The 22347-nt window shown below is 73.7% G+C and carries 15 protein-coding genes; 9 read left to right on the top strand and 6 right to left on the bottom strand.

The genetic code is table 11. From position 1 onward, the window contains the following. Positions 1-61 precede the first annotated feature (61 nt). The gene (pcrA, locus tag ACFYM0_RS20465) at positions 62-2596 is read left to right on the top strand and encodes a DNA helicase PcrA (RefSeq protein WP_388503251.1); all 2535 of its coding nucleotides are present in this window, start codon (positions 62-64) and stop codon (positions 2594-2596) included. 86 nt (positions 2597-2682) lie between these two features. Here pcrA and ACFYM0_RS20460 read toward each other — a convergent pair whose 3' ends face one another. Then, positions 2683-4416: a M23 family metallopeptidase gene (locus ACFYM0_RS20460; RefSeq protein ID WP_388503248.1), complete on the bottom strand. Its 1734-nt coding sequence runs from the start codon at positions 4414-4416 to the stop codon at positions 2683-2685. A 113-nt stretch (positions 4417-4529) separates the two neighbouring features. Next, positions 4530-5291: an esterase/lipase family protein gene (locus ACFYM0_RS20455; RefSeq protein ID WP_388503246.1), complete on the bottom strand. Its 762-nt coding sequence runs from the start codon at positions 5289-5291 to the stop codon at positions 4530-4532. 175 nt (positions 5292-5466) lie between these two features. Between ACFYM0_RS20455 and ACFYM0_RS20450 the strand changes: the two genes are divergently transcribed. Then, positions 5467-5874, top strand: coding sequence for a cobalamin B12-binding domain-containing protein (locus ACFYM0_RS20450; protein ID WP_243333486.1), 408 nt, complete (start codon positions 5467-5469; stop codon positions 5872-5874). A 233-nt stretch (positions 5875-6107) separates the two neighbouring features. Here the strand turns inward: ACFYM0_RS20450 and ACFYM0_RS20445 are convergent, their stop codons facing one another. After that, complete coding sequence (locus tag ACFYM0_RS20445) at positions 6108-7673, bottom strand: DUF5691 domain-containing protein (RefSeq protein WP_388503625.1); 1566 nt, start codon at positions 7671-7673, stop codon at positions 6108-6110. 280 nt (positions 7674-7953) lie between these two features. Beyond that, complete coding sequence (locus ACFYM0_RS20440; RefSeq protein ID WP_388503243.1) at positions 7954-9354, bottom strand: SWIM zinc finger family protein; 1401 nt, start codon at positions 9352-9354, stop codon at positions 7954-7956. Between the two features lie 134 nt (positions 9355-9488). Between ACFYM0_RS20440 and ACFYM0_RS20435 the strand changes: the two genes are divergently transcribed. From ACFYM0_RS20435 to sucD, 5 genes are all read left to right on the top strand, one after another. Continuing rightward, complete coding sequence (locus tag ACFYM0_RS20435) at positions 9489-10595, top strand: AAA family ATPase (RefSeq protein WP_388503240.1); 1107 nt, start codon at positions 9489-9491, stop codon at positions 10593-10595. Further along, the gene (locus tag ACFYM0_RS20430; RefSeq protein WP_388503238.1) at positions 10592-12928 is read left to right on the top strand and encodes a DUF5682 family protein; all 2337 of its coding nucleotides are present in this window, start codon (positions 10592-10594) and stop codon (positions 12926-12928) included. The genes ACFYM0_RS20435 and ACFYM0_RS20430 overlap by 4 nt, the downstream gene beginning before the upstream one ends. A gap of 169 nt (positions 12929-13097) precedes the next feature. Continuing rightward, positions 13098-14261, top strand: a complete 1164-nt coding sequence (locus ACFYM0_RS20425; RefSeq protein ID WP_388503235.1) for a vWA domain-containing protein — start codon at positions 13098-13100, stop codon at positions 14259-14261. A gap of 333 nt (positions 14262-14594) precedes the next feature. Next, positions 14595-15773, top strand: coding sequence for an ADP-forming succinate--CoA ligase subunit beta (gene sucC / locus ACFYM0_RS20420; protein ID WP_388503234.1), 1179 nt, complete (start codon positions 14595-14597; stop codon positions 15771-15773). A gap of 21 nt (positions 15774-15794) precedes the next feature. Beyond that, on the top strand, positions 15795-16685 hold the full coding sequence (gene sucD, locus ACFYM0_RS20415) for a succinate--CoA ligase subunit alpha (protein ID WP_388503233.1): 891 nt from the start codon (positions 15795-15797) through the stop codon (positions 16683-16685). A gap of 112 nt (positions 16686-16797) precedes the next feature. Here the strand turns inward: sucD and ACFYM0_RS20410 are convergent, their stop codons facing one another. Then, positions 16798-18792, bottom strand: coding sequence for a helix-turn-helix domain-containing protein (locus ACFYM0_RS20410; protein WP_388503232.1), 1995 nt, complete (start codon positions 18790-18792; stop codon positions 16798-16800). 119 nt (positions 18793-18911) lie between these two features. Here ACFYM0_RS20410 and ACFYM0_RS20405 point away from each other — a divergent pair, with 119 nt between their 5' ends. Then, entirely contained in the window at positions 18912-20711 is a 1800-nt protein-coding gene (locus ACFYM0_RS20405; protein WP_388503230.1) for a DUF6350 family protein, read from the top strand. A 12-nt stretch (positions 20712-20723) separates the two neighbouring features. Here ACFYM0_RS20405 and ACFYM0_RS20400 read toward each other — a convergent pair whose 3' ends face one another. Further along, positions 20724-21440, bottom strand: coding sequence for a hypothetical protein (locus ACFYM0_RS20400; RefSeq protein ID WP_388503229.1), 717 nt, complete (start codon positions 21438-21440; stop codon positions 20724-20726). A 262-nt stretch (positions 21441-21702) separates the two neighbouring features. Here ACFYM0_RS20400 and purN point away from each other — a divergent pair, with 262 nt between their 5' ends. Beyond that, the gene (gene purN / locus ACFYM0_RS20395) at positions 21703-22326 is read left to right on the top strand and encodes a phosphoribosylglycinamide formyltransferase (RefSeq protein WP_388503228.1); all 624 of its coding nucleotides are present in this window, start codon (positions 21703-21705) and stop codon (positions 22324-22326) included. The last annotated feature ends 21 nt before the right edge of the window (positions 22327-22347 follow it).

Here is a 22347-nt window from a genome sequence, read left to right as displayed (position 1 = left end):
GGACCGGGATTTTCCGGGGGCGGGACCGGCTGTCGGTCCCGCCCCCTAAACTCGGAAGGCGATGAGCAGCCTCTTTGACGACAGCTTCCTGGCCGACCTCTCCCCCTCCGAAGAGGTCCCCCCGCCGCCCGAAGACCATGCCGCCCCCGAGACGGGCGCGGACGATCTCTTCGGGGGCCGGTTCGATGCGCCCATTCACGGGGACGCGTACTACCGGGACGGCGCCCCCAGGCCCGTCATCGACCCGGCGGCGCTCCTGGAAGGGCTGAACACGGAGCAGCGCGCCGCCGTGGTGCACGCGGGTTCCCCGCTGCTCATCGTGGCCGGCGCCGGATCCGGCAAGACGCGCGTGCTGACGCACCGCATCGGCCACCTGCTGGGCGCGCGCGGGGTCCACCCCGGCCAGATCCTGGCGATCACCTTCACCAACAAGGCCGCCGGTGAGATGAAGGAGCGCGTCGAGGACCTCGTCGGCCCGCGCGCGAACGCCATGTGGGTCTCCACCTTCCACAGCGCGTGCGTGCGCATCCTGCGCCGCGAGTCCAAGCGGCTCGGTTTCACCTCGTCCTTCTCGATCTACGACGCGTCCGACTCGAAGCGCCTGATGGCGCTCGTCTGCCGCGACCTGGACCTGGACCCGAAGAAGTTCCCGCCGAAGGCCTTCAGCGCCAAGATCTCGAACCTGAAGAACGAGCTCATCGACGCGGACGCCTTCGCGGGGCAGGCCGCGGACGGCTTCGAGAAGACCCTCGCCCAGGCGTACGCGATGTACCAGGGTCGCCTCGGCGAGGCCAACGCCCTCGACTTCGACGACATCATCATGACCACGGTCCACCTGCTCCAGGCCTTCCCGGAGGTCGCGGAGCACTACCGGCGCCGCTTCCGGCACGTGCTGGTCGACGAGTACCAGGACACCAACCACGCCCAGTACACGCTCGTGCGCGAGCTGGTCGGCACCGGCTACCCGGACCTGCCGCCCGCCGAGCTGTGCGTCGTGGGTGACGCCGACCAGTCGATCTACGCCTTCCGCGGCGCGACCATCCGCAACATCCTCCAGTTCGAAGAGGACTACGCGGACGCGACCACGATCCTGCTCGAGCAGAACTACCGCTCCACCCAGACGATCCTGTCCGCCGCCAACGCGGTCATCGAGCGCAACGAGAACCGCCGCGCGAAGAACCTGTGGACCGAGGCGGGCAGCGGCGCCGTCATCACGGGCTACGTCGCGGACACCGAGCACGACGAGGCGCAGTTCATCGCCGACGAGATCGACCGGCTGACGGACGCGGGCGACGCCAAGGCGGGCGACGTCGCGATCTTCTACCGGACCAACGCGCAGTCCCGCGTGTTCGAGGAGATCTTCATCCGCGTCGGACTGCCCTACAAGGTCGTCGGCGGCGTCCGGTTCTACGAGCGCAAGGAGGTCCGCGACGTCCTCGCGTACCTGCGCGTCCTGTCGAATCCCGAGGACAACGTCCCGCTCCGGCGGATCCTGAACGTGCCCAAGCGCGGTATCGGCGAGCGCGCCGAGGCGATGATCGACGCGCTCGCGATGCGCGAGAAGATCACCTTCCCGCAGGCGCTGCGCCGGGTCGACGAGGCCTTCGGCATGGCCGCCCGCTCGACCAACGCCGTCAAGCGCTTCAACGTGCTGATGGAGGAGCTCCGCACCATCGTCGACTCGGGCGCCGGCCCGGCGGTGGTCCTGGAAGCGGTCCTGGAGCGTACGGGCTACCTCTCCGAACTCCAGGCCTCGACCGACCCGCAGGACGAGACGCGCATCGAGAACCTCCAGGAACTCGCCGCCGTGGCCCTCGAATTCGAGCAGGCCAGGGAAGCGGCGGCGGCCGAGGCCGCCGAGAACGGCGCCCCGCCGGTGGGCCCCGGCACGCTCGCGGAGTTCCTGGAGCAGGTCGCGCTGGTCGCCGACTCCGACCAGATCCCGGACGAGGACACCGACGGGAACGGGGTCATCACCCTGATGACCCTGCACACCGCCAAGGGCCTCGAGTTCCCGGTGGTCTTCCTGACCGGCATGGAGGACGGGGTCTTCCCGCACATGCGCGCGCTGGGCCAGACCAAGGAACTGGAGGAGGAGCGCCGCCTCGCCTACGTGGGCATCACGAGGGCGCGCGAGCGGCTGTACCTGACGCGCTCGAGCATGCGCAGCGCGTGGGGCACCCCCTCCTACAACCCGCCTTCGCGGTTCCTGGAAGAGATCCCGGCCGAGTACCTGCAGTGGAAGCGCACGGGCGCGGCGCAGAAGCCGGCGGGCCCGATGCGGAGCTCGGGGTACGGGTCCTCCGGCTCGGGTGGGGCCGGGGGCGGGTCGAAGGCCTCGTTCGGCACCTCGCCGGAGGCCTTCCTGTCCTCGTCGCGTACGAAGTCGGGCCCGTCGGGGTTCGCCACGCGGCGGGCCTCCGACAAGCCGGTCATCGCGCTGGTGGTCGGGGACCGGGTCACGCACGACCAGTTCGGGCTGGGCACGGTCATGGAGGTCAGGGGAGCGGGCGCGGACGCGCAGGCCACCATCGACTTCGGGGACGAGAAGCCCAAGCGGCTCCTGCTGCGGTACGCGCCGGTGCAGAAGCTCTGACGCGCGAAGCGATCCTGCCCGACGCGGAACGGCCCGCCCCCTCGGGGGCGGGCCGTTCCGCGTCGGGCCCCGGCCGGGGCCCTGTCCTAGTTCGGGTTCAGGCCCTTGGCGCGGAGCCAGGCCTGGGGGTCGACCGGGGAACCGCCGCCCGGCCGCACTTCGAAGTGCAGGTGCGGGCCGGTGGAGTTGCCGGTGTCACCGGAGTACGCGATCACGTCGCCGGCCTTGACCTTGCCGGACCGGATCTTGGCGCTGCTGAGGTGGCAGTACCAGGTCTCGGTACCGTCGGGCGCGGTCAGTATCACCATGTTGCCGTAGGCGCTGTTGAACTGGCTGCGCACGGTTCCGTCGGTGGCGGCCATGACCGAAGTCCCGTAGCCCACCGGGAAGTCGATGCCGGTGTGCACGGACATCCAGTTGACGCCCGCCTGGCCGAAGCCGGCGCTGAGGCCGTGCCGTGCGACGGGGAGGGCGAACTTGGGGCGGGCCGCTTCCTTGGCCGCGGCCTCCTCCGCCTTCTTCTTCTTCTCCTCGTCCTGGCGCAGGCGCAGGTCGATGCGTTCCTGGGTGCGGCTCGCACGGTCCGCGAAGTCGCCGGCGTCGGCGCTGAGGGCGGTGAGCTGCGTGTCGAGCTTGCTGTTCGCCGCGACCGGCTTGATCGAGGCCGGGTCGGGGGCGGCCAGGGTGGTGGTCTCCTCGGACGGCTTCTCCGCACCGGTGAGACCGCCCACGGAAGCGGCGGCGACACCCGCGACGCCCATCACGCAGGCCGAGGGAACGGCCACGGTCAGCAGCGCGGAACGCTTGGCCGGAGTACGGCGCCGGTTGGTGCTGCCGGCCTTGGCGGCACTCGCCTTGGCGGCGGGCTTCGATCCGGGCTTGGAACCGGCGCGGCGCGAGGGGCGCGGCTCGGCGGGCGCGGCCGGGGTGACGGGCATGGCCTGGGTGGGGAGATCGTGCACCTCGGTGCCCGCATCCCCGTCCTCATCCGCATCCGTGTCCGTGTCCGCCTCATCGGCGGGGAGGAACTCGAAGACGGCGGTCTCGGTGTAGGACCCGCCGAGCGGGACCTCGCCCTCGGCCCGGGCCTCGGGCGAGGTGGCGGCGGCGTAGACCTCGTACCCGTAGTCGTAGGCGTACTGCTGCTCGTGCTGCTGCTCGTGAACCGGGGCGTGGGCGTGGGCGTGGGCTTGGGCGTGGCCGTAGGCCTGCTCCTGCTCCGGGACTTGTTGCTGCTGCTCGTAACCGCCGTACCCGTAGGTCGGCTCGGAGGCCGTGTTCCAGGCGGTGGCGTCGTAGGCACCGGTCTCGGTCCCGTAGCCCGGGACCGCCCAGTGGCCGGTCTGCTCGGCGGAGGTGTCGTAGCCGAAGGCCGTGGACTGGTAGTCCATGGAGACGCCGCCCTGGGTGGGGACGGTCGAGAGGTAGCCGTCGTGGCCGGCGTACTCGCCGACGGACGGCTGCGCGTAGGAGTTCTGGGGGGCGGTCCAAGCCGTGGTGTCGTACGAGCCGGTGTCGTAGGAACCGGTGTCGTAGGAACCGTAGGTGGCGCCGTAGTTGTAGCCCTGACCCTGCGTTTCGTAGGACGCATAGGCTGAATCGCCAGCGAAAGTGGTGGTGGAAAGGCCGTCATACCCAAAATCGGGGTACTGGCCCGACGAGGGGCGGTCGTTCACCAACTTCTCTTTCGCCTCGGCAGCGGGGGGCCTGGGTGGCCGAGGAATGTGGGGTCCTCGGAGGAGAGCAGTGGCGTGACTGTACCCGGCGGTTACACGCAACGACAATCTTCGGAGGCTTTTGTGCTCGGCGGAACCGGGCATTCGGCCGCCTTTCGGTCCGCTGAAGACCCACCCTTGGCCTTGAGTTCGAAAAGTGTTCGACTGGAGGTCGGTTTTCGCTCCCGTGGTCGAGGCCGAACCGGGGCGGTCGCCGCTCAGGCGACGGAAGCGGCGCCGGGCTGCGGGAGGGCGATCGGCCTGGGTCCGTCGAGCGAGCGCCGGACTGCCGCGATGACGGTGGGGTGCGCGGGCAGGGCGAGGTGTCCGATGCCGGTGACCTGCACGTTTTCCGCGAGCAGGTCCGGGTGCTCGATGCGGGCGGTCCCGGTCGGGTCCATCAGCTCGTCGAACTCGCTCCAGAACGCCACGCACCGGGTCCGGCAGCCGGGCGCGGGGGCGCGCAGTTCGGTGAGCACCTCGGAATCCGGGCGCATCTGCCGGACCAGGGGGTGCGCGTCCATGAAGGGCGCCACGCGGGTGCCGGAGTGCGGGGTGCCGAGCGTGACGAGGGTGCGGACGCGCGCGTCGCCGCCGAGGCGCTGGACGTAGTACCGCCCGACCAGCCCGCCGAGGCTGTGCCCCACCAGGTCCACCCGGTCCTGCCCCGTGTGCTCGCACAGCTCCTCGACGCGTCGGGCGAGATGCCGGGCGGTGACGCGCAGGTCGCGGGTGAAGGGGGAGTAGTTGTACGCCTCCACCTGCCGTCGCCCGCCGGCCCCGAGGGTGCGGCGCAGCAGGACGAAGACGGAGCGGTTGTCGGTGAATCCGTGGAGCAGCAGCACCGGCGGGCGCTCGTGGGTGGCGGCGGCGGGTCGCTCCGGCAGTACCCCGGTGGGATACAGCAGGATGTGCCCGCCGAGCACGATGACTTCCAGTACGCCCGCCCGCAGCGCGGCCCCGGACATGGTCAGCCCCATGGACGGCCCCCCCTAGCCTCTCGGGACCGGGGCGTCCGACCGCCCCGTGCCGTGCGGCTGTCGGCGCGGAGCGGTGGTACGCCATCCCACGTGTGATTTCCCCCTCGTGGTTGACCGCGAAACGGGGGTGTGCGCGATGCTGTACTTAACGTTCGTTCACTCGGGAGGCAGTGCGATGGGTGTGACCGGTCCGATCCGTGTGGTGGTGGCCAAGCCGGGCCTCGACGGCCACGACCGAGGCGCCAAGGTGATCGCGCGGGCCCTGCGGGACGCGGGCATGGAGGTCATCTACACCGGCCTCCACCAAACCCCCGAACAGATCGTCGACACGGCGATCCAGGAGGACGCCGACGCGATCGGGCTGTCGATCCTGTCGGGCGCGCACAACACGCTGTTCGCGCGCGTGCTGGAACTCCTCGCGGAGCGCGACGCGGAGGACATCAAGGTGTTCGGCGGCGGCATCATCCCGGAAGCGGACATCGCTCCGCTGAAGGAGAAGGGCGTGGCCGAGATCTTCACGCCGGGCGCGACGACCACGGCCATCGTCGACTGGGTTCGCGCGCACGTCCGCCAGCCGGCGTAGCCCCGCGCGGCGCCGCTGCCGGGGACCCGTCCCCGGACACCTGCTCCCCAAACGCCGGAGGGGCTGATTTTGGTCGGCGTCAGCCTGCACGTTCGGGCTGACGCCGACTGCATCCAGCCTCGCCGGCGTTTGAGGAGCGGTCCCGGGACTCGGGACTCCGGGCGGGACCCGGGACTCCCGGGCCTGGGCCCGCACTCCGGGCCTGGGCCCGCGCTCCGGGCCGGGGCCGGCGGTCAGCTCGGCGGCGCCAGTTCCGCGTGCAGCGCTGCCCGCAGCCGCAGGGTGGCGACCAGGCGCTGGAAGGCTTCCGACCAGTACGCCGCCGCGCCACCCTCCTCCACCGGCTCCGCCGCCAACGCATCGAGCCGCCCCGCCTCCGCAGGATCAAGGCACCGCTCGGCCAGTCCCATCACGCCGCTGAAGCTCCACGGGTAGCCGCCCGACTCCCGCGCGGAGTCCAGCGCCTCGATCACCGCCCGCCCCAGCGCCCCCGCCCACGGCACCACGCACACCCCGAGCAGTTGGAACGCCTCCGACAGCCCGTGTGCCCGTATGAACTCCGCCACCCACGCCGCCCGTTCCTCCGCCCCGAGGGTCGACAGGAGCTTGGCCCGCTCCGCCAGGGACGCCGTCGCCGGGCCCGCCGCGGGCGGTGCGGACGCCGAGCCGAGCAGGGCCTGCGACCACGCGGGGTCGCCCTGCCGCACCGCGGCCCGGCACCAGGCCGCGTGCAGTTCCTCCGCCCAGCCCTCGGCCACCGGCAGCGCCACGATCTCCGCCGGACCGAGTCCCCCGAACCGGTCCCGCCAGCACGACAGCGGCGCGGACTCCACCAACTGCCCCAGCCACCACGCCCGCTCCCCGCGCCCGGCCGGTGGCCGCTTGACCACGCCGTCGCGCAGCATCCCCGCATCGCACTCGGCCGGCGGCGTCACCCCCTCCGGGCCGACACAGGCCAGCGCCCGCACCGCCATCCGCCCGGCCAGCGCCGAGGTCGGCAGTGCGGACAGCAGCTCGGCGGCGGTCGCCCGGACATTGCGGCTGCGGTCACCCAGCGCCGCCTCCAGGAACGGCTCGTCACCCGCCGACAGCCCCACCCGCAAGGAGTCGAGGAACATCAGCCGGTCCTCGGCCCGTTCGGTGCTCCACGTGGTCTCCAGCAGCCGCGGCCCGGCGGCCGCCTCGTGGGCCCGTACGAGGCCGAGCAGCGCGACCCGCTCGGCGAACAACCCCTCCTGCCACAGCCGCTCCACCCCCACCGCGTCCCGCACGTCGGGCAGTTCGCCCGCGCCCCCGGAGCCCCCGCGCAGTGCGAACCGCCAGTCCGGATTGAGCCGGGCCAGCCACAGCCCGCGCGTCCCGGCCAGGGCCAGCGCCTGCGGCCGGAGGTCGCTGCGGGCCCGCGCGACGTCCAGCAGTGCGGGCACGAGCGAGGCCGGCGCCCGGTACCCGTGCTGTCCGGCGGCTGCCAGCCACTGCGGCAGCAGCTCCGTCAGGTCCGGGGCGGCCCCCCGCCGCCCGCTGCCGCCGCCCGCACCGGCCCGGCCCGCCAGCAGCTGCGCGAGCCGCCGCCGGGCCGGCTCCGGAGGCTCCGGACGCGGGTCGCGCGGGGCGGGCTCGGGACGCGGACCCGCCTCGGCGGGTCTCAGTCCGGCCCGGCGCCGTACCGTCTGCACGGCCGCTGCCCCGAGCAGGGCCTCGGGACTGCCCCGGCGCCGCTCGGTGCCCAGCAGCGCGGCGCTCACCAGCTCATCCCAGTTCCCGTCCGCGTAGGCCGTGTCCGCCGACCCGTCCGGCATTCCGTCCGGCGTTCTTTCCGTATGCGTGCCCGTATGCGCGTCCGTGGTCGTGTTCACCCGATGCCCTCCCTCTTTCCCTCGTGTGCCGTGCCGTGTGCGGGTGGTCGTGCTCCGGTCCCGCCCCCTCCGCGGGACCGGAGCAGCTCGGTCTGTTTCCCTGTGGCGCACACGGCCGTACCTACGGCCTCAACTGGCGTGGTTGTCGTCCACGAAAGCCCCCCGGCTCACTCGTTTCGAATACGTCGGCGCCCCCGCGCCGCCGCTTTCCCCCTGCGCCCGCTCAGCCCAGCACCACCGGCTCCGAGGAGTCCGGATGCCAGGCCGTCAGCGGGGTGAATCCGCGGTGTCCGCATTCGCCGAACACCGTCAGCGGGCCGCCTCCCGACAGCGCGGCCAGCTGCCACATCCCGGTCCCGGACCGGCTCCCGGCCCCGGTCTGGGGCACGGGCAGGGCGGACGTCCCCTCCGCGTCCGCCAATTGCCATGTGGCCGAGCTCTGTTGCTCCCCCTGTCGCCCTCCCTGCTGTCCTCCCGGTATCGGAACCACCGGGCCGAGCACCACCGGCCAGGACTCCAGCCAGGGGTCCTCGCGCAGTGCCGCGCCGTACGCCTCCAGTGCCGCGCCCGTGCTCACGCCGGTCGGCGCGGTACGGCACGGCGCGGCCGGTGCGAACCTCTCCCCGAGATCCGCGCGCAGCCCGGCGGAGCCGGGCCGGAAGCGGGCTTCCGCCTCCAACACGAGACCGACGGGCAGCGCCAGCCCGGGCGGTCGCCCGGGCGGGCCGAAGTCCAGGACCAGGGCCGGCCGCCCGCTCGCCAGCCCGCGCAGCCATATCCGGCGGGTGGTGAGACGGCCGTCCGGTGACGCCGTGTCGTACTGGGCCAGCACGAGCCAGTGGTCCCGTACGGCCTCGCCATCCGTCTGGGGCTGCAGTCCCAGACGGCTGCGGACCGTCGCGGCCAGCGGTTCCGGCAGTCCGGAAACCCCCAGCCAGGCCCGGTCCAGCAGGTGCAGCAGCGAGGCCTCCTCCAGCATCCGGGCGGGCCAGCCGGCGCCGCAACTGGGTATCGTCCCCAACTCCCGCACACGCCCGGCCAGTCCGGGTGCCTGGGCGTCGACCATCCGGGCGGCGGTCTCCTCCCAGGCCGCGTATCCCGCCCGCTCCTGACCGGCGAGGCCGCCGCGCACCAGGTCCGCGAGCCGCTGTTCCAGCTCGGTGACGCCCGCGCCGATCCGGGCCGCCCGCCGCTCGGCCCGCTTGCGGGCCCCTTCGGCGTCGGCCGGCTCCGCCCGGCCGGAGCGGTCGGCGGCCGGGCGCGCTGCCTTCGCCGCCCGCTCCGCGAGCCACCCGTCCGCCCAGTCCGGAGCCTCGGCCGAGGTGCCGGCCGAGGTGTCGAGTCCCTCCGCGGCCCAGAGCAGCAGCAGGCCCAGAGCGTGCTTGCACGGGAACTTCCGGCTCGGGCAGGAGCAGTTGTACGCCGGCCCGGACAGGTCGACGACCGTCCGGTACGGCTTGCTGCCGCTGCCCTTGCACAACCCCCACACCGCACCGGAAGCGGAACCTCCGGTCTGCGACCACGGCCCCGCCCCACCGAGTCTGGCCCCCGCCTTGCGTGAGGCATCGTCAGGAGCCAGAGCCAGTACCTGTTCCGCCGTCCAGCGGACCCCCTGCTCAGTCATGTGTTCCACCGTAGAGACCCCCACTGACAATCGCTCTGACCTGCAACGACACATCTCCCGGGGCTCGTTGTCAGTGGTCGGGTGCATCGTGGTTCCAGCAGTCGGAAGCGGCTGCGCAGCATTGGAGGGGGACCATGGCCACGACCGGGAACGAGACCACCGCAGAGGCGCTGCGACCGCACGCCGAAGACGCCTTCGCGCACGAACTGAAAGCCCTGGCGGCCGCCGACGACCGGCCCCGACCGGCCCGCTGGAAACTCTCCCCGTGGGCCGTGGCCACGTACCTGCAGGGCGGCACGCTCGAAGACGGCACCGTCATCACGCCCAAGTACGTCGGCCCGCGACGGATCGTCGAAGTCGCCGTCACCACCCTCGCCACCGACCGCGCGCTCCTGCTCCTGGGCGTGCCCGGCACCGCCAAGACCTGGGTGTCCGAGCACCTCGCCGCGGCCGTCAGCGGAGACTCCACGCTCCTCGTGCAGGGCACCGCCGGCACCCCGGAGGAGGCCATCCGCTACGGCTGGAACTACGCCCGCCTCCTCGCCCACGGCCCGAGCCGCGAAGCGCTCGTACCGAGCCCGGTCATGCGGGCCATGGCCGAGGGCATGACCGCCCGCGTCGAGGAGCTCACCCGGATCCCCGCCGACGTCCAGGACAGCCTCATCACCGTCCTGTCCGAGAAGACGCTCCCGATACCGGAGCTCGGCGAGGAAGTGCAGGCCGTGCGCGGCTTCAACCTCATCGCCACCGCGAACGACCGCGACCGCGGGGTCAACGAGCTCTCCAGCGCGCTGCGCAGGCGCTTCAACACCGTCGTCCTGCCGCTGCCCGCCACCGCCGACGCCGAGGTCGACATCGTCGCCCGCCGCGTCGACCAGATGGGCCGCGCCCTCGACCTGCCCGCCGCCCCGGAGGGCCTGGAGGAGATCCGCCGCGTCGTCACCGTCTTCCGCGAGCTGCGCGGCGGAGTCACCGACGACGGGCGCACGAAGATCAAGTCGCCCAGCGGCACCCTGTCCACCGCCGAGGCCATCTCCGTGGTCACGGGCGGCCTCGCCCTGGCCGCCCACTTCGGGGACGGCGTCCTGCGCCCCTCCGACGTGGCCGCGGGGATCCTCGGGGCCGTCGTCCGGGACCCGGCCGCCGACCAGGTCGTGTGGCAGGAGTACCTGGAGGCCGTGGTCCGTGAGCGCGACGGCTGGAAGGACTTCTACCGGGCCTGCCGGGAGGTGACGGCATGAGCCCCGGGACGACGGGCCCGGACGGCGGCCGCACGGTCGCCGCGGGCCCGCTGCTGCTCGGCGTACGGCACCACGGGCCCGGCTCGGCCCGTGCGGTGCGCGCCGCCCTGGACGCGGCGCGGCCGGCGGCGGTGCTGATCGAGGGACCGCCGGAGGGAGACGCGCTGCTCCCGCTCGCCGCGGCCCCGGGGATGCGCCCGCCCGTCGCCCTGCTCGCCCACGCGGCCGACGACCCGGGGCGGGCAGCGTTCTGGCCACTGGCCGGCTTCTCCCCGGAATGGGCCGCCATCCGGTGGGCGCAGGAGCGGGACGTTCCGGTCCGGTTCATCGACCTGCCGGCCGCGCACTCGCTGGCCGTACCGGAGGCCCCGGATCAGGACCCGGAGGGGGCGGCGGACGGAGCGGACGGAGCGGCGCCCGGATCCGTACGGCTGGACCCGCTGGCCGTGCTGGCGCAGACCGCCGGGTACGAGGACCCCGAGCGGTGGTGGGAGGACGTGGTCGAGCACCGCGGCGGGGCCGGACCGGCCACCGACCCGCTCGGCGTGTTCGAGGCGCTCGGAGAGGCCATGGGCGCCCTGCGCGAGGAGTACGGGTCGGGCGGCCACCACCGGGACCTGGTGCGCGAGGCGTACATGCGGCAGCGGATGCGGGCCGCGCGCCGGGAGTTCGGCGACGCCTACGCCGTCGTCTGCGGGGCCTGGCACGTCCCGGCCCTGCGGACGAAGACCACCGCGGCCGCGGACAAGGCGCTCCTCACCGGTCTGCCCAAGGTCAAGGTGGAAACCACCTGGGTGCCCTGGACCCACCGGCGCCTCGCCCGGGCCGGAGGGTACGGCGCGGGCATCACCTCGCCCGGCTGGTACGCACACCTCTTCGCGGCCCGGGACCGACCCGTCGAACGCTGGCTGACCAAGGTCGCCGGCCTGCTCCGCGAGGAGGACCGGCAGGTCTCCCCGGCCCACGTCATCGAAGCCGTCCGGCTCGCCGACACCCTGGCCGCGATGCGGGGCCGGCCGGTGCCGGGGCTGACGGAGACCCTGGAAGCGGTCCGGGCGGTGATGTGCGACGGCTCCGACATACCGCTCGCCCTGATCGAGGACCGGCTCGTCGTCGGAGACGTGCTCGGCGAAGTCCCCGACGCGGCGCCCGTCGTACCGCTCCAGCGCGACCTCACCCGCCGGCAGCGCTCGCTGCGGCTCAAGCCCGAGGCGCAGGACCGGGAACTGGAGCTCGACCTGCGCAAGGACACCGACGCGGCCAAGTCCCTGCTGCTGCACCGGCTGCGGCTGCTCGGCATCGACTGGGGCGTCCCGACGGCCTCCCGGGGGAGCACGGGCACCTTCCGCGAGACCTGGCGGCTCCGCTGGGAGCCGGAGCTCGCGGTGCGGGTGGCCGAAGCCGGCATCTGGGGGACCACCGTCCTCGGGGCGGCCACCGCCAGGGCCGAGGCCGACGCGGCGGGCGCAGGGGACCTGGGCGAGGTCACCGCCCTCGCGGAGCGGTGCCTGCTGGCCGGGCTCTCCGGGGCCCTGCCCGCCGTACTGGGGGCCCTCGCCGACCGGGCCGCGCTGGACACCGATGTGGCGGGCCTGGCCAAGGCGCTGCCCGCGCTGGCCCGTTCGCTGCGGTACGGGGACGTACGGGGCACGGACGCGGTGGCCCTGGGGGCGGTGGCGGCCGGGCTCGCGGAGCGGATATGCGTGGCGCTGCCGCCCGCCTGCGCGGCCGGGCTGGACGCCGACGCGGCGGAGGAGCTGCGGGGGCACGTGGACGGCGTACACGGTGCGGTCGGGCTGCTGGAGGCGCTGGACACGGACGGCCTGCGGGAGCGCTGGGCGGCGGTGCTGCGGACGCTGGCCGGGCGGGACACCGTCCCCGGACTGATACGCGGCCGGGCGGCGCGGCTGCTGCTCGACGACGGGCGGCTGTCGCCCGGGGACACCGCCCGGCTGATGGGGCTCTCGCTGTCCCCGGCCTGCGCGCCGGCCGACGCGGCGGGCTGGATCGAGGGGTTCGCGGGCGGGGGCTCGGGCGGCGGCACGCTGCTGGTGCACGACGAGCGGCTGCTGGCGCTCATCGACGGCTGGCTGGCGTCGGTGCCGGAGCGGGCGTTCATCGATGTGCTGCCGCTGCTGCGGAGGACCTTCGGCGGGTACGAGTCGGGGGTCCGGCGGAGCCTGGGGGAGCTGGTGCGGCGGGGGCCGGGCGGGGGCCCGGCCCGGGTGGGGGCCGGGGGTGCGCCGGCCGGCTTCGGTTCGGAGCTGGATCCGGTTCGGGCGGATGCGGTGGTGGACCTGGTCCGGCTGCTGCTGGCGGGGGCACGGGGGTGAGGGGCCCTGGCTGGGCCGGGGCCAGGGCCGGGGCCGGGGGCGCCCGGGCCCGGCGCGGGCGGGCCGCGGTGGGCCGCTGCGCGGGTAGGGGACTCCGGTCCCGCGCAGCGGCACCGGCGCGGGGGCTGCGGGGGCGGTCGGTAGTGCTTCGAGAGCGGGAGGTTGGCAGATGGCCGGGGCAGAAGTGAGGGACGGCGGCGCCGAGCGGTTGCGGCGGTGGCGGATGGTGCTGGGCGGGGGAGAGGGGGAGGGGACCGGGTGTGCGCTGAGCGGGGCGGACGCCGGGATGGATGCCGCGCTCGGGGCGCTGTACGGGGGAGACGGCGGCGGAGGGCGCAAGCGGGCGGGGGAGAGGTCGGCCGGGCTCGGCGGCTCCGCGCCGAACGTGGCGCGCTGGCTCGGGGACATCCGGACGTACTTCCCCACCTCCGTGGTGCAGGTCATGCAGCGGGACGCGATCCAGCGGCTCGGGCTGTCGGCCCTGCTGCTGGAGCCGGAGATGCTGGAGGCGGTGGAGCCGGACGTGCACCTCGTCGGCACCCTGCTCTCCCTCAACAAGGCCATGCCCGAGACCACCCGGGAGACCGCCCGCGCCGTCGTCCGCAAAGTGGTCGAGGCGTTGGAGAAGCGGCTCGCGAGCCGGACGCGGGCCACGCTGACGGGTGCGCTCGACCGGTCCGCGCGGATCAGCCGGCCGCGGCATGCGGACATCGACTGGGACCGGACCATCCGGGCGAACCTGACGAACTATCTGCCCGAATACCGGACCGTCGTCCCCGAGCGGCTGGTCGGGTACGGCCGCGCCGCGCGGGCGGTGAAGAAGGAGGTCGTGCTGTGCATCGACCAGTCCGGTTCGATGGCGGCCTCCGTCGTCTACGCCTCCGTCTTCGGGGCGGTGCTGGCCTCGATGCGGTCGATCGCGACGCGGCTGGTCGTCTTCGACACCGCGGTGGTCGACCTGACGGATCAGCTCGACGATCCCGTCGACGTGCTCTTCGGCACCCAGCTCGGCGGCGGCACCGACATCAACCGGGCGCTCGCCTACTGCCAGTCGAAGATCACCCGTCCCGCCGACACCGTCGTCGTCCTCATCAGTGATCTCTACGAGGGCGGCATACGCGACGAGCTGCTGAAACGGGTCGCGGCGATGAAGGCGGCGGGGGTGGAGTTCGTGACGCTGCTAGCGCTGTCCGACGAGGGAGCTCCGGCCTACGACCGGGACCACGCCGCGGCCCTCGCCGCGCTCGGCTCCCCGGCCTTCGCCTGCACTCCGGACCTGTTTCCGGAGGTGATGGCCGCGGCCCTGGAGAAGCGTCCCCTGCCCGTCCCGTGACCGGCCGGGCACCACCGCGGCCGGCCCGCCGCACCGCCCGCGCGGGGGCCCGTAGGGGAGTCCTCGCGGCGGCCGGCCATCGGCAGATCACACGAAGATGCAGTTCAACCGTGAGGCGATCTGTGACAGGTATCACCGCTCAGGTGTGATCTGCGATTTAGGGACCTACGTCCCACGGGGATAACCTGCGGGACGGACATGCCGCGTCCACGGTCACCGTGTGCGCCTTCCTTGTGACAGCGCCGTCACGTTGCCCTCCGCGGCACGCCCACGCAGATAGCAGACAACCGCGAATCACTGCGAATCTTTAAAAAAGACAAGGGACGGACGCGCGTGGACCTGTTCGAGTACCAGGCGAGGGACCTCTTCGCCAAGCACGGTGTACCGGTGCTGGCCGGTGAAGTCATCGACACGCCTGAGGCAGCCCGAGCGGCCACCGAGCGCATGGGTGGCAAGTCGGTCGTCAAGGCACAGGTGAAGGTCGGCGGCCGCGGCAAGGCCGGCGGCGTCAAGCTCGCCGCCACCCCGGACGAGGCCGTCGCCCGTGCGACGGACATTCTCGGGATGGACATCAAGGGCCACACGGTCCACAAGGTGATGATCGCCGAGACCGCTCCGGAGATCCTGGAGGAGTACTACGTCTCGTACCTCCTCGACCGCACCAACCGCACCTTCCTGGCCATGGCCTCGGTCGCGGGCGGCATGGACATCGAGCAGGTCGCCGAGGAGACCCCGGAGAAGCTCGCCAAGGTCCCGGTGAACGCCAACGAGGGCGTGACCATCGAGAAGGCCCGCGAGATCGTCGCGCTGGCGCAGTTCCCGGCCGAGGTCGCCGAGAAGGTCGCCGAGGTCCTCGTGACCCTGTGGGCGACCTTCATCGCCGAGGACGCGCTCCTCGTCGAGGTCAACCCGCTCGCGAAGGTCGCCTCCGGCGACGTCATCGCGCTCGACGGCAAGGTCTCGCTCGACGAGAACGCCGAGTTCCGCCAGCCGGGCCACGAGGAGTTCGTGGACCACGCTGCCGCGAACCCGCTCGAGGCCGCCGCCAAGGCGAAGAACCTCAACTACGTGAAGCTGGACGGCGAGGTCGGCATCATCGGCAACGGCGCGGGTCTCGTCATGAGCACCCTCGACGTCGTCGCGTACGCCGGCGAGAACCACGGCGGCGTCAAGCCCGCCAACTTCCTGGACATCGGCGGTGGCGCCTCCGCCGCCGTCATGGCCAACGGTCTCGAGATCATCCTCGGCGACCCGGACGTCAAGTCCGTCTTCGTCAACGTCTTCGGTGGCATCACCGCGTGCGACGAGGTCGCCAACGGCATCGTCCAGGCGCTGCAGCTGCTCGAGGACAAGGGCGAAGCGGTCACCAAGCCGCTGGTCGTCCGCCTCGACGGCAACAACGCCGAGCTGGGTCGCAAGATCCTCTCGGACGCCAACCACCCGCTGGTTCAGCGCGTGGACACCATGGACGGCGCGGCCGACAAGGCCGCCGAGCTCGCGGCTGCGAAGTAAGGGCAGAGGTCACAGACTCACATGGCTATCTTCCTCAACAAGGACAGCAAGGTCATCGTCCAGGGCATGACCGGTGCCACGGGCATGAAGCACACCAAGCTGATGCTGGCTGACGGCACCAACATCGTCGGCGGCGTGAACCCGCGCAAGGCCGGCACCAGCGTCGACTTCGACGGCACCGAGGTCCCGGTCTTCGGCTCCGTCGCCGAGGCGATGGAGAAGACGGGCGCCAACGTCTCCGTCCTCTTCGTCCCGCCGGCGTTCGCCAAGTCCGCCGTGGTCGAGGCGATCGACGCCGAGATCCCGCTGGCCGTCGTCATCACCGAGGGCATCGCGGTGCACGACTCCGCCGCCTTCTGGTCGTACGCCTCCAGCAAGGGCAACAAGACGCGGATCATCGGCCCGAACTGCCCGGGTCTGATCACCCCCGGCCAGTCCAACGCCGGCATCATCCCGGGCGACATCACCAAGCCCGGCCGCATCGGTCTCGTGTCCAAGTCGGGCACGCTGACCTACCAGATGATGTACGAGCTCCGTGACATCGGCTTCTCCTCCGCCGTCGGCATCGGTGGCGACCCGGTCATCGGCACCACGCACATCGACGCCCTCGAGGCGTTCGAGGCGGACCCCGACACCGACCTGATCGTCATGATCGGCGAGATCGGCGGCGACGCCGAGGAGCGTGCGGCGGACTTCATCGCGAAGAACGTCACCAAGCCGGTCGTCGGCTACGTCGCGGGCTTCACCGCCCCCGAGGGCAAGACCATGGGTCACGCCGGTGCGATCGTCTCCGGCTCTTCCGGCACCGCACAGGCCAAGAAGGAAGCCCTGGAGGCCGCCGGCGTGAAGGTCGGCAAGACGCCGACCGAGACCGCGAAGCTGGCGCGCGAGATCCTCAACGCCGCTCAGTAGGCAGCAGCAAGCGGCAGCGCCTTCGGCTGTACGTGCAGACGGGCGTGGCCCGCACCCTGTGAGGGGTGCGGGCCACGCCCGTTTCCGTACGCGGCGAGCGCCGGCCGTACGGCTATTCGAGGCTCGGCGCGATCCGGGCCGGTCCGGCCGACGGATCGGACAGCAGCTTGTCGTGGAGCTGCCGGCCCTCGTCCGTGAGCTGCTGCGGGCCACTGTGCGGGGGCACGCCCGACACGCTCGCGCCGGGGGCGCGCGGAGGCTCGTACTCGGTCGGCGCGGTCACCCAGGTGTAGGCCGTCGCCGCGGCGATGGCCGCCGTCACCCCGATCACCGCCCGTGTCCACAGCCGGTTGCGGTGCTCGCCGGCCACCCGGACGACGGCTGCCGCGCGCGGCTCCAGCGGGAGGGCCGGCGTCAGCGTGCCGAGCCGCTCGCGCAGCACCGCGGACAGCTTCGCGGGCGCCACGCCGTCCAGTTCGGGGATCAGGTCGGCGAGGTCGGCGTGCGCGTTGACGAGCCGGTTGCCGGCGGTCGGCGTGGACGCCTCCGTCTCGGCGGCGGTGTCGGGGAGGTCCAGCCCGACACCGTCGTAGAGCAGCACGGTGCGGCGGTGTGCCGGGGGCAGCCCGAGCATCGCGTCCAGCAGGATGCGGTCCGCGGGGTCGGCCGGGGGCTCGTCGGGGTGCCGGTGCGAACGCCGGAACCGGTGCCAGGGGGAGAGCGCGTACTCGTACGTCGCCGCGCGTACCCACCCGACCGGATCGGGATCGGTGGCGACCTCGGGCCAGCGCTCCCACGCCTGCTGGAAGGCGCGCTCCACGGCCTCACAGGCGAGGGCGTGGCGGCCGGTGAGGAGATAGGCCTGGCGGGACAGGGCGGGGGCCGTGCGGGCGTAGAGGGCGTCGAAGGCGGAGGTCGCCGTCACCGTCGGGGCGCCGTCGCCGGGGGCGTCCCCGGGCGCGCCGTCGGGGGCGGTACGGGCCTCCGCGGCCGGGCCACCCGTCGTGCCGGCGCCTCCCTTGGGGGCGGCCGGTCCGGCATCCTCGCCGGTCGGCGCGGAGCCGGGAGCGGGGGCCTTCCCGGCGGCCTTCCCGGCGGCCGGGTCAGAGCCCGGCCCGGATCCGGAGCCGGGTCCCGGCCCGGTGACCGGCTTGGGGCCCGGCCCGGAGTCGGAACCGGAGCCTGGCCCGGTGGCCGGCCCGTTCGGCCCCGGCCCGGTGGCCGGCTTGGAGCCCGAACCGGTGTCCGGCCCGGAGCCCTGCCCGGTCGTGCTCGTCCGGGTGGCGGCTTCGGGGTCCCGTCCGGCGGGGTTGCCCGTGCCCGGCCCGGTGCTCGGCGCGGCGGCCTTCCCGGAGCGCGGCTCCGAGTCCGGTCCGGCGCCTGAGCCGGTGTCAGGGGTCGTGTCCGTAGCGGTACCCGTGCCCGTGCCCGTACCCGTACCGGTGCCGGAGCCCGGGGGGACGGGGCCACTTGGGCGAAGGGCTGCGAAGCCGCCGCCGTGGGCGGCTCCGGCCCTGACCGTGGACTTCGCCTCGTGCCGGGGCATCCCCACGGGCGGCTTCGCGGCGCGCTTGACGGCGGCCTTGGGCCGGGTCTGCGCTCCGACGGGCCGGGTGAGTCCGCGCATCATGCGCAGCCCGAACCGGCTCTCGGAGGCGTCGGCGGCTGACGCCGCGTCTGCGTCCCCGGGTTCGGCGCCGGTTGCCGCCTCGGCGCGCTCCGTGTCGCTGTCGAGCGGGCTCTCGGGCGCGGTGTCCGGGGCTGACGCCGCGTCCGTGTCCGCCCCGGCGGCGCCGGTTGCGGCGGACGCGCCGACGACGGACCCTGTGGCCGCACCGTCCGGGGGAGCCGAGCCGTCGGTCCGCACGGTGGGGCCCGTGGGGGCTGAGCCGGCGGATTCGTTCGCGGACAGGCGGGTCAGGAGCTTGGAGTAGGCCTCCAGCTTGCGGCCCCGGGGGTGGGTGCGGCCGGTCTCCCAGGAGCGGACCGTGTTCGAGGTGACGCCCACTGCCGCCGCGACCTCATCGTGCGTCAGGTCGGCCGCTTCGCGCAGGCGTCGGCGTTCCTTCGGGGTGGGGAGGCCCAGCTCCGTGACGCTTTGTGTCATGCCACACTCCCCGCGACCCGGACGCCCTGAGCGAAAAAGTACATAAACGTATATTGAGCGACACCACGGTCATTCGCCTGTTACCCGCCCATAGCGCGTGTCGTTGGCACCATGGCGGGGTGACCCAAGTGACCGAACGCGGGACCTCGTTGCCCATGCCCCCCAGGGCCCCCGCACGGCGCCGTTCACCGGCGGCCGCCGCGTGTGTCGTGGGTGGCGCCGTCGCCGCAGTACTGGGGCTCGGCTTCCTCGCCGTGCTCGTCATCGTGCTGTGGATCAGCTCCCCCTACCCCGACAGCGGCCCCGGCGGCGCCCTGCACCTCGCGGCGGGCCTCTGGCTGCTCGCCCACGGGACCGACCTCGTCCGCTACGAGACCCTCTCCGGGGTGCCCGCCCCCGTCGGCCTGACCCCGTTGCTGCTCGTGGCCCTGCCCGCGCTGCTGATCCGGCGCGCCGCCCGGCTCGGCAGCGCCGGGCAGGAGGACCGGGGCGCCGAGCCGCTGCCCGCGGGGGTGGTGTTCTCCGCCGTGCTCTGCGGCTACCTCGGGGTCGGCGCCCTGGCCGTCGTGTACGCCGCCGCCGGGCCGCTGCCGGCCGACCCGCTCAGCGCGGCCCGGCACCTCCCGGTCGTCGCCGCCCTCGCCGCCGCCGGCGGGGTCTGGGAGTCCCGGGGGCGGCCGCTCGGGCAGCTGCCCGGCCGCCTCACCCGGCCCCGCTACACGCTCGCGCTGCGGGCCGGCGCCGGCGGGGTGCTGGTGCTCCTCGGCGGCGGAGCCCTGCTGGTCGGGGGCTCGCTGGCCTGGCACGGGGCGGAGGTGCAGGGCTCCTTCGCGGCGCTGACCGGGGACTGGTCAGGTCGCTTCGCGGTGCTGCTGCTCGCCCTCGTGCTGATCCCGAACGCCGTCGTCTGGGGCGCCGCCTACGCCCTCGGTCCCGGCTTCGCGCTGGGCACCGGAGCCGCCGCGACCCCGCTCGGCTTCGGCGGCTCGCCCGCGCTGCCGCGCTTCCCGCTGCTTGCGGCGCTGCCCCCGGAGGGCCCCGGTACGCCGCTGACCTGGGCCGTCGGCGCGCTGCCGGTGCTGGCCGGGCTGGCGGTGGGCTGGTTCGCGGTACGCCGGGCACGCGATGTCTCGTACGGGGAGACCGCGCTCACGGCGGCGCTGGGCGCCCTGGTGTGCTCCCTGGCGACGGCCGCCCTCACCGCGGCGTCGGCGGGGCCGCTCGGTTCCCGGGAGCTGGCCGCCTTCGGCCCGGTGTGGTGGCAGACGGGCGGGGCGGCCCTGGGCTGGACCGCGGCCCTCGCGGTCCCGCTGGCCGTCACCGTGCACGCCTGGCGGAACCGGCCCGCGAAGGGCCTGGCCGGCGCCGGCGCCGAGGACGGCTGGCACGACAGCGGCGTGCGCGAGGTCCGCTGGGCGGCTCTGCGCCGGGCGGCGGGCACCTTGATCCCGGACTTCTCCAGCACCCCGGTCCAGAGCGACGGGCCGTCCCCGGCCCGGGCTCCGGAGGAAGTGTCCAAGCCGGCGTCCGCACCGCCGAAGCGTCCCGTGCTGGTCATGCCCGGCCTCAAGCTGGACCTGACCCCGATCCCGCTGCCCGCGCTCCCCGCGGAGCCGCACGCGCCCGCACCGGCACCGGCACTCGCGGCCGATCCCCGGGGCGGGGCCCTCGTACCGGCAGGATCGTCCCTTCCGGCGCCCCCGCCCCCGTCCCGGCAGCCCCCGGCCCAGGCCCAGGCCCCGCTCGTCCCACCGGTGGCCGGAGCCCGCGTCCTGACCCGCCGGAAGCCCGAAACGGAACCGGCAGGGGAACCGGGAACCGAACCGGGAACCGAACGGGGGACCGGACCGGCAACGGAAAGGGACCCGGGGCAGGCCGAGGCCGGACGGCCCGCGCCGCAGGCCGCCCGGATCGACTAGCCCCTCGACCGGCTAGCGCTGGACCTCGAGCATCTTGCCGATGAAGTTGTCCGGCAGCAGGTCGTTGCACTGCAGCTCGGCCGGCTTGGTGAGGGCGTCCTGCTTGCAGACGTAGAAGTCCTTGTACGTGAGCTGCACGGCGTACGAGGACAGCGCCAGCAGGATCGCCAGGGAAGCCGTCACCAGGCCGCTCGCCGCCGCCGTCCGCTGGGGCCGGGCGGCGGCGCCCAGCGCCGCCAGTCCGCCCCGGGCCGCACCGGGAGCCGCACCGGCACCCTTGGCCGCACCGGCATCGGCATCCGCGGCGGCGCCCCTGCCCGTCCCCGTACCCACGTCCTCCGCCGAGGCGCCCGTGCCGCGCGAGCGGCCCGACGCGCGCTGCGCCCCGTCCCCGGACGGCTTCGCCGGGACCCCGCGCAGCGCGCTGATCCCCCAGTACAGGGCGAGCACACCCAGCAGCAGCCCCATCGAGGGGATGCCGAAGACGCCGAAGAAGAAGCCCCACATGCCCGCCAGCAGCGCGTACCGCGCCCGCCGCTGGATCGGGTCCGTGGGGTCCCAGCGCGCCGGTCCCGACCCGGGGTCCGCGCCCGGTCCCGCCCCGGGGTCCTGCCGGTCGCCGCCGTCACGGCCGGCGCGCGGTTCCCAGAGCTGGTCGGGCCGGCCTTCCGGGGGCGCCGCGAAGGGGTTGTCGTCGGTGGGGCGGTCGGGCTGGGGGCGGTCCGGCATCGGGTGTGTTTCATCCCCTGTGTCGTGGACGCCGCTGGGACGTCCGAGGCCTGTTTACGGCGTGTACGCCAGACGCTACCGCCCACCCGTCCCCCCGTCCCTCGGGGGCCGTCCGGTGTGCCGGTATCGTTGCAGGCGGTCGGTGGCTTCGTATGGTCCCCCGTATACCGGGGACCCGAAGTTTCATGCGATCGCACAAGACGAACGACGCGCCCCCGGTTCACGCCGGGAGGCGCCCCCGCTCGACGAGAAAGGGCCTCCCATGGCCGCCTCCCGCCTGGTCGTGCTGGTCTCCGGATCCGGCACCAACCTCCAGGCCCTGCTCGACGCCATCGACGCCCATCCCGGCGGACCCGGGGGTTTCGGCGCCGAAGTCGTCGCCGTGGGAGCCGACCGCGAGAACATCGCCGGACTGGAGCGCGCCGAGAAGGCCGGGATCCCCACCTTCGTGTGCCCGGTCAAGTCGTACGCGAGCCGTGCGGAGTGGGACGCCGCTCTGACCGCGGCCACCGACGCGCACGCGCCGGACCTGGTGGTCTCGGCGGGGTTCATGAAGATCGTCGGGCCGGAGTTCATCGGCCGCTTCGGCGGCCGGTTCGTCAACACGCACCCGGCCCTCCTCCCGGCCTTCCCGGGCGCCCACGGCGTACGGGACGCTCTCGCCTACGGCGCGAAGGTCACCGGCTGCACCGTCCACTTCGTGGACGCGGGCGTGGACACCGGTCCGATCATCGCCCAGGGTGTGGTCGAGGTCAGGGACGAAGAGGACGAAGCCGCTCTCCATGAGCGGATCAAGGAAGTCGAGCGCGAGCTGCTCGTCGACGTCGTGGGGCGCCTGGCCCGGCACGGCTACCGCATCGAGGGACGAAAGGTAACAATCCAGTGACCGCCGCAGAGGCCGCAGGGA

This window comes from Streptomyces sp. NPDC006487 (assembly GCF_042870555.1).
Classification (GTDB): Bacteria; Actinomycetota; Actinomycetes; order Streptomycetales; family Streptomycetaceae; genus Streptomyces.
The sequence above is the reverse complement of the archived record's forward strand: the minus strand, read 5'-3'. Positions and strand labels throughout refer to the sequence as shown.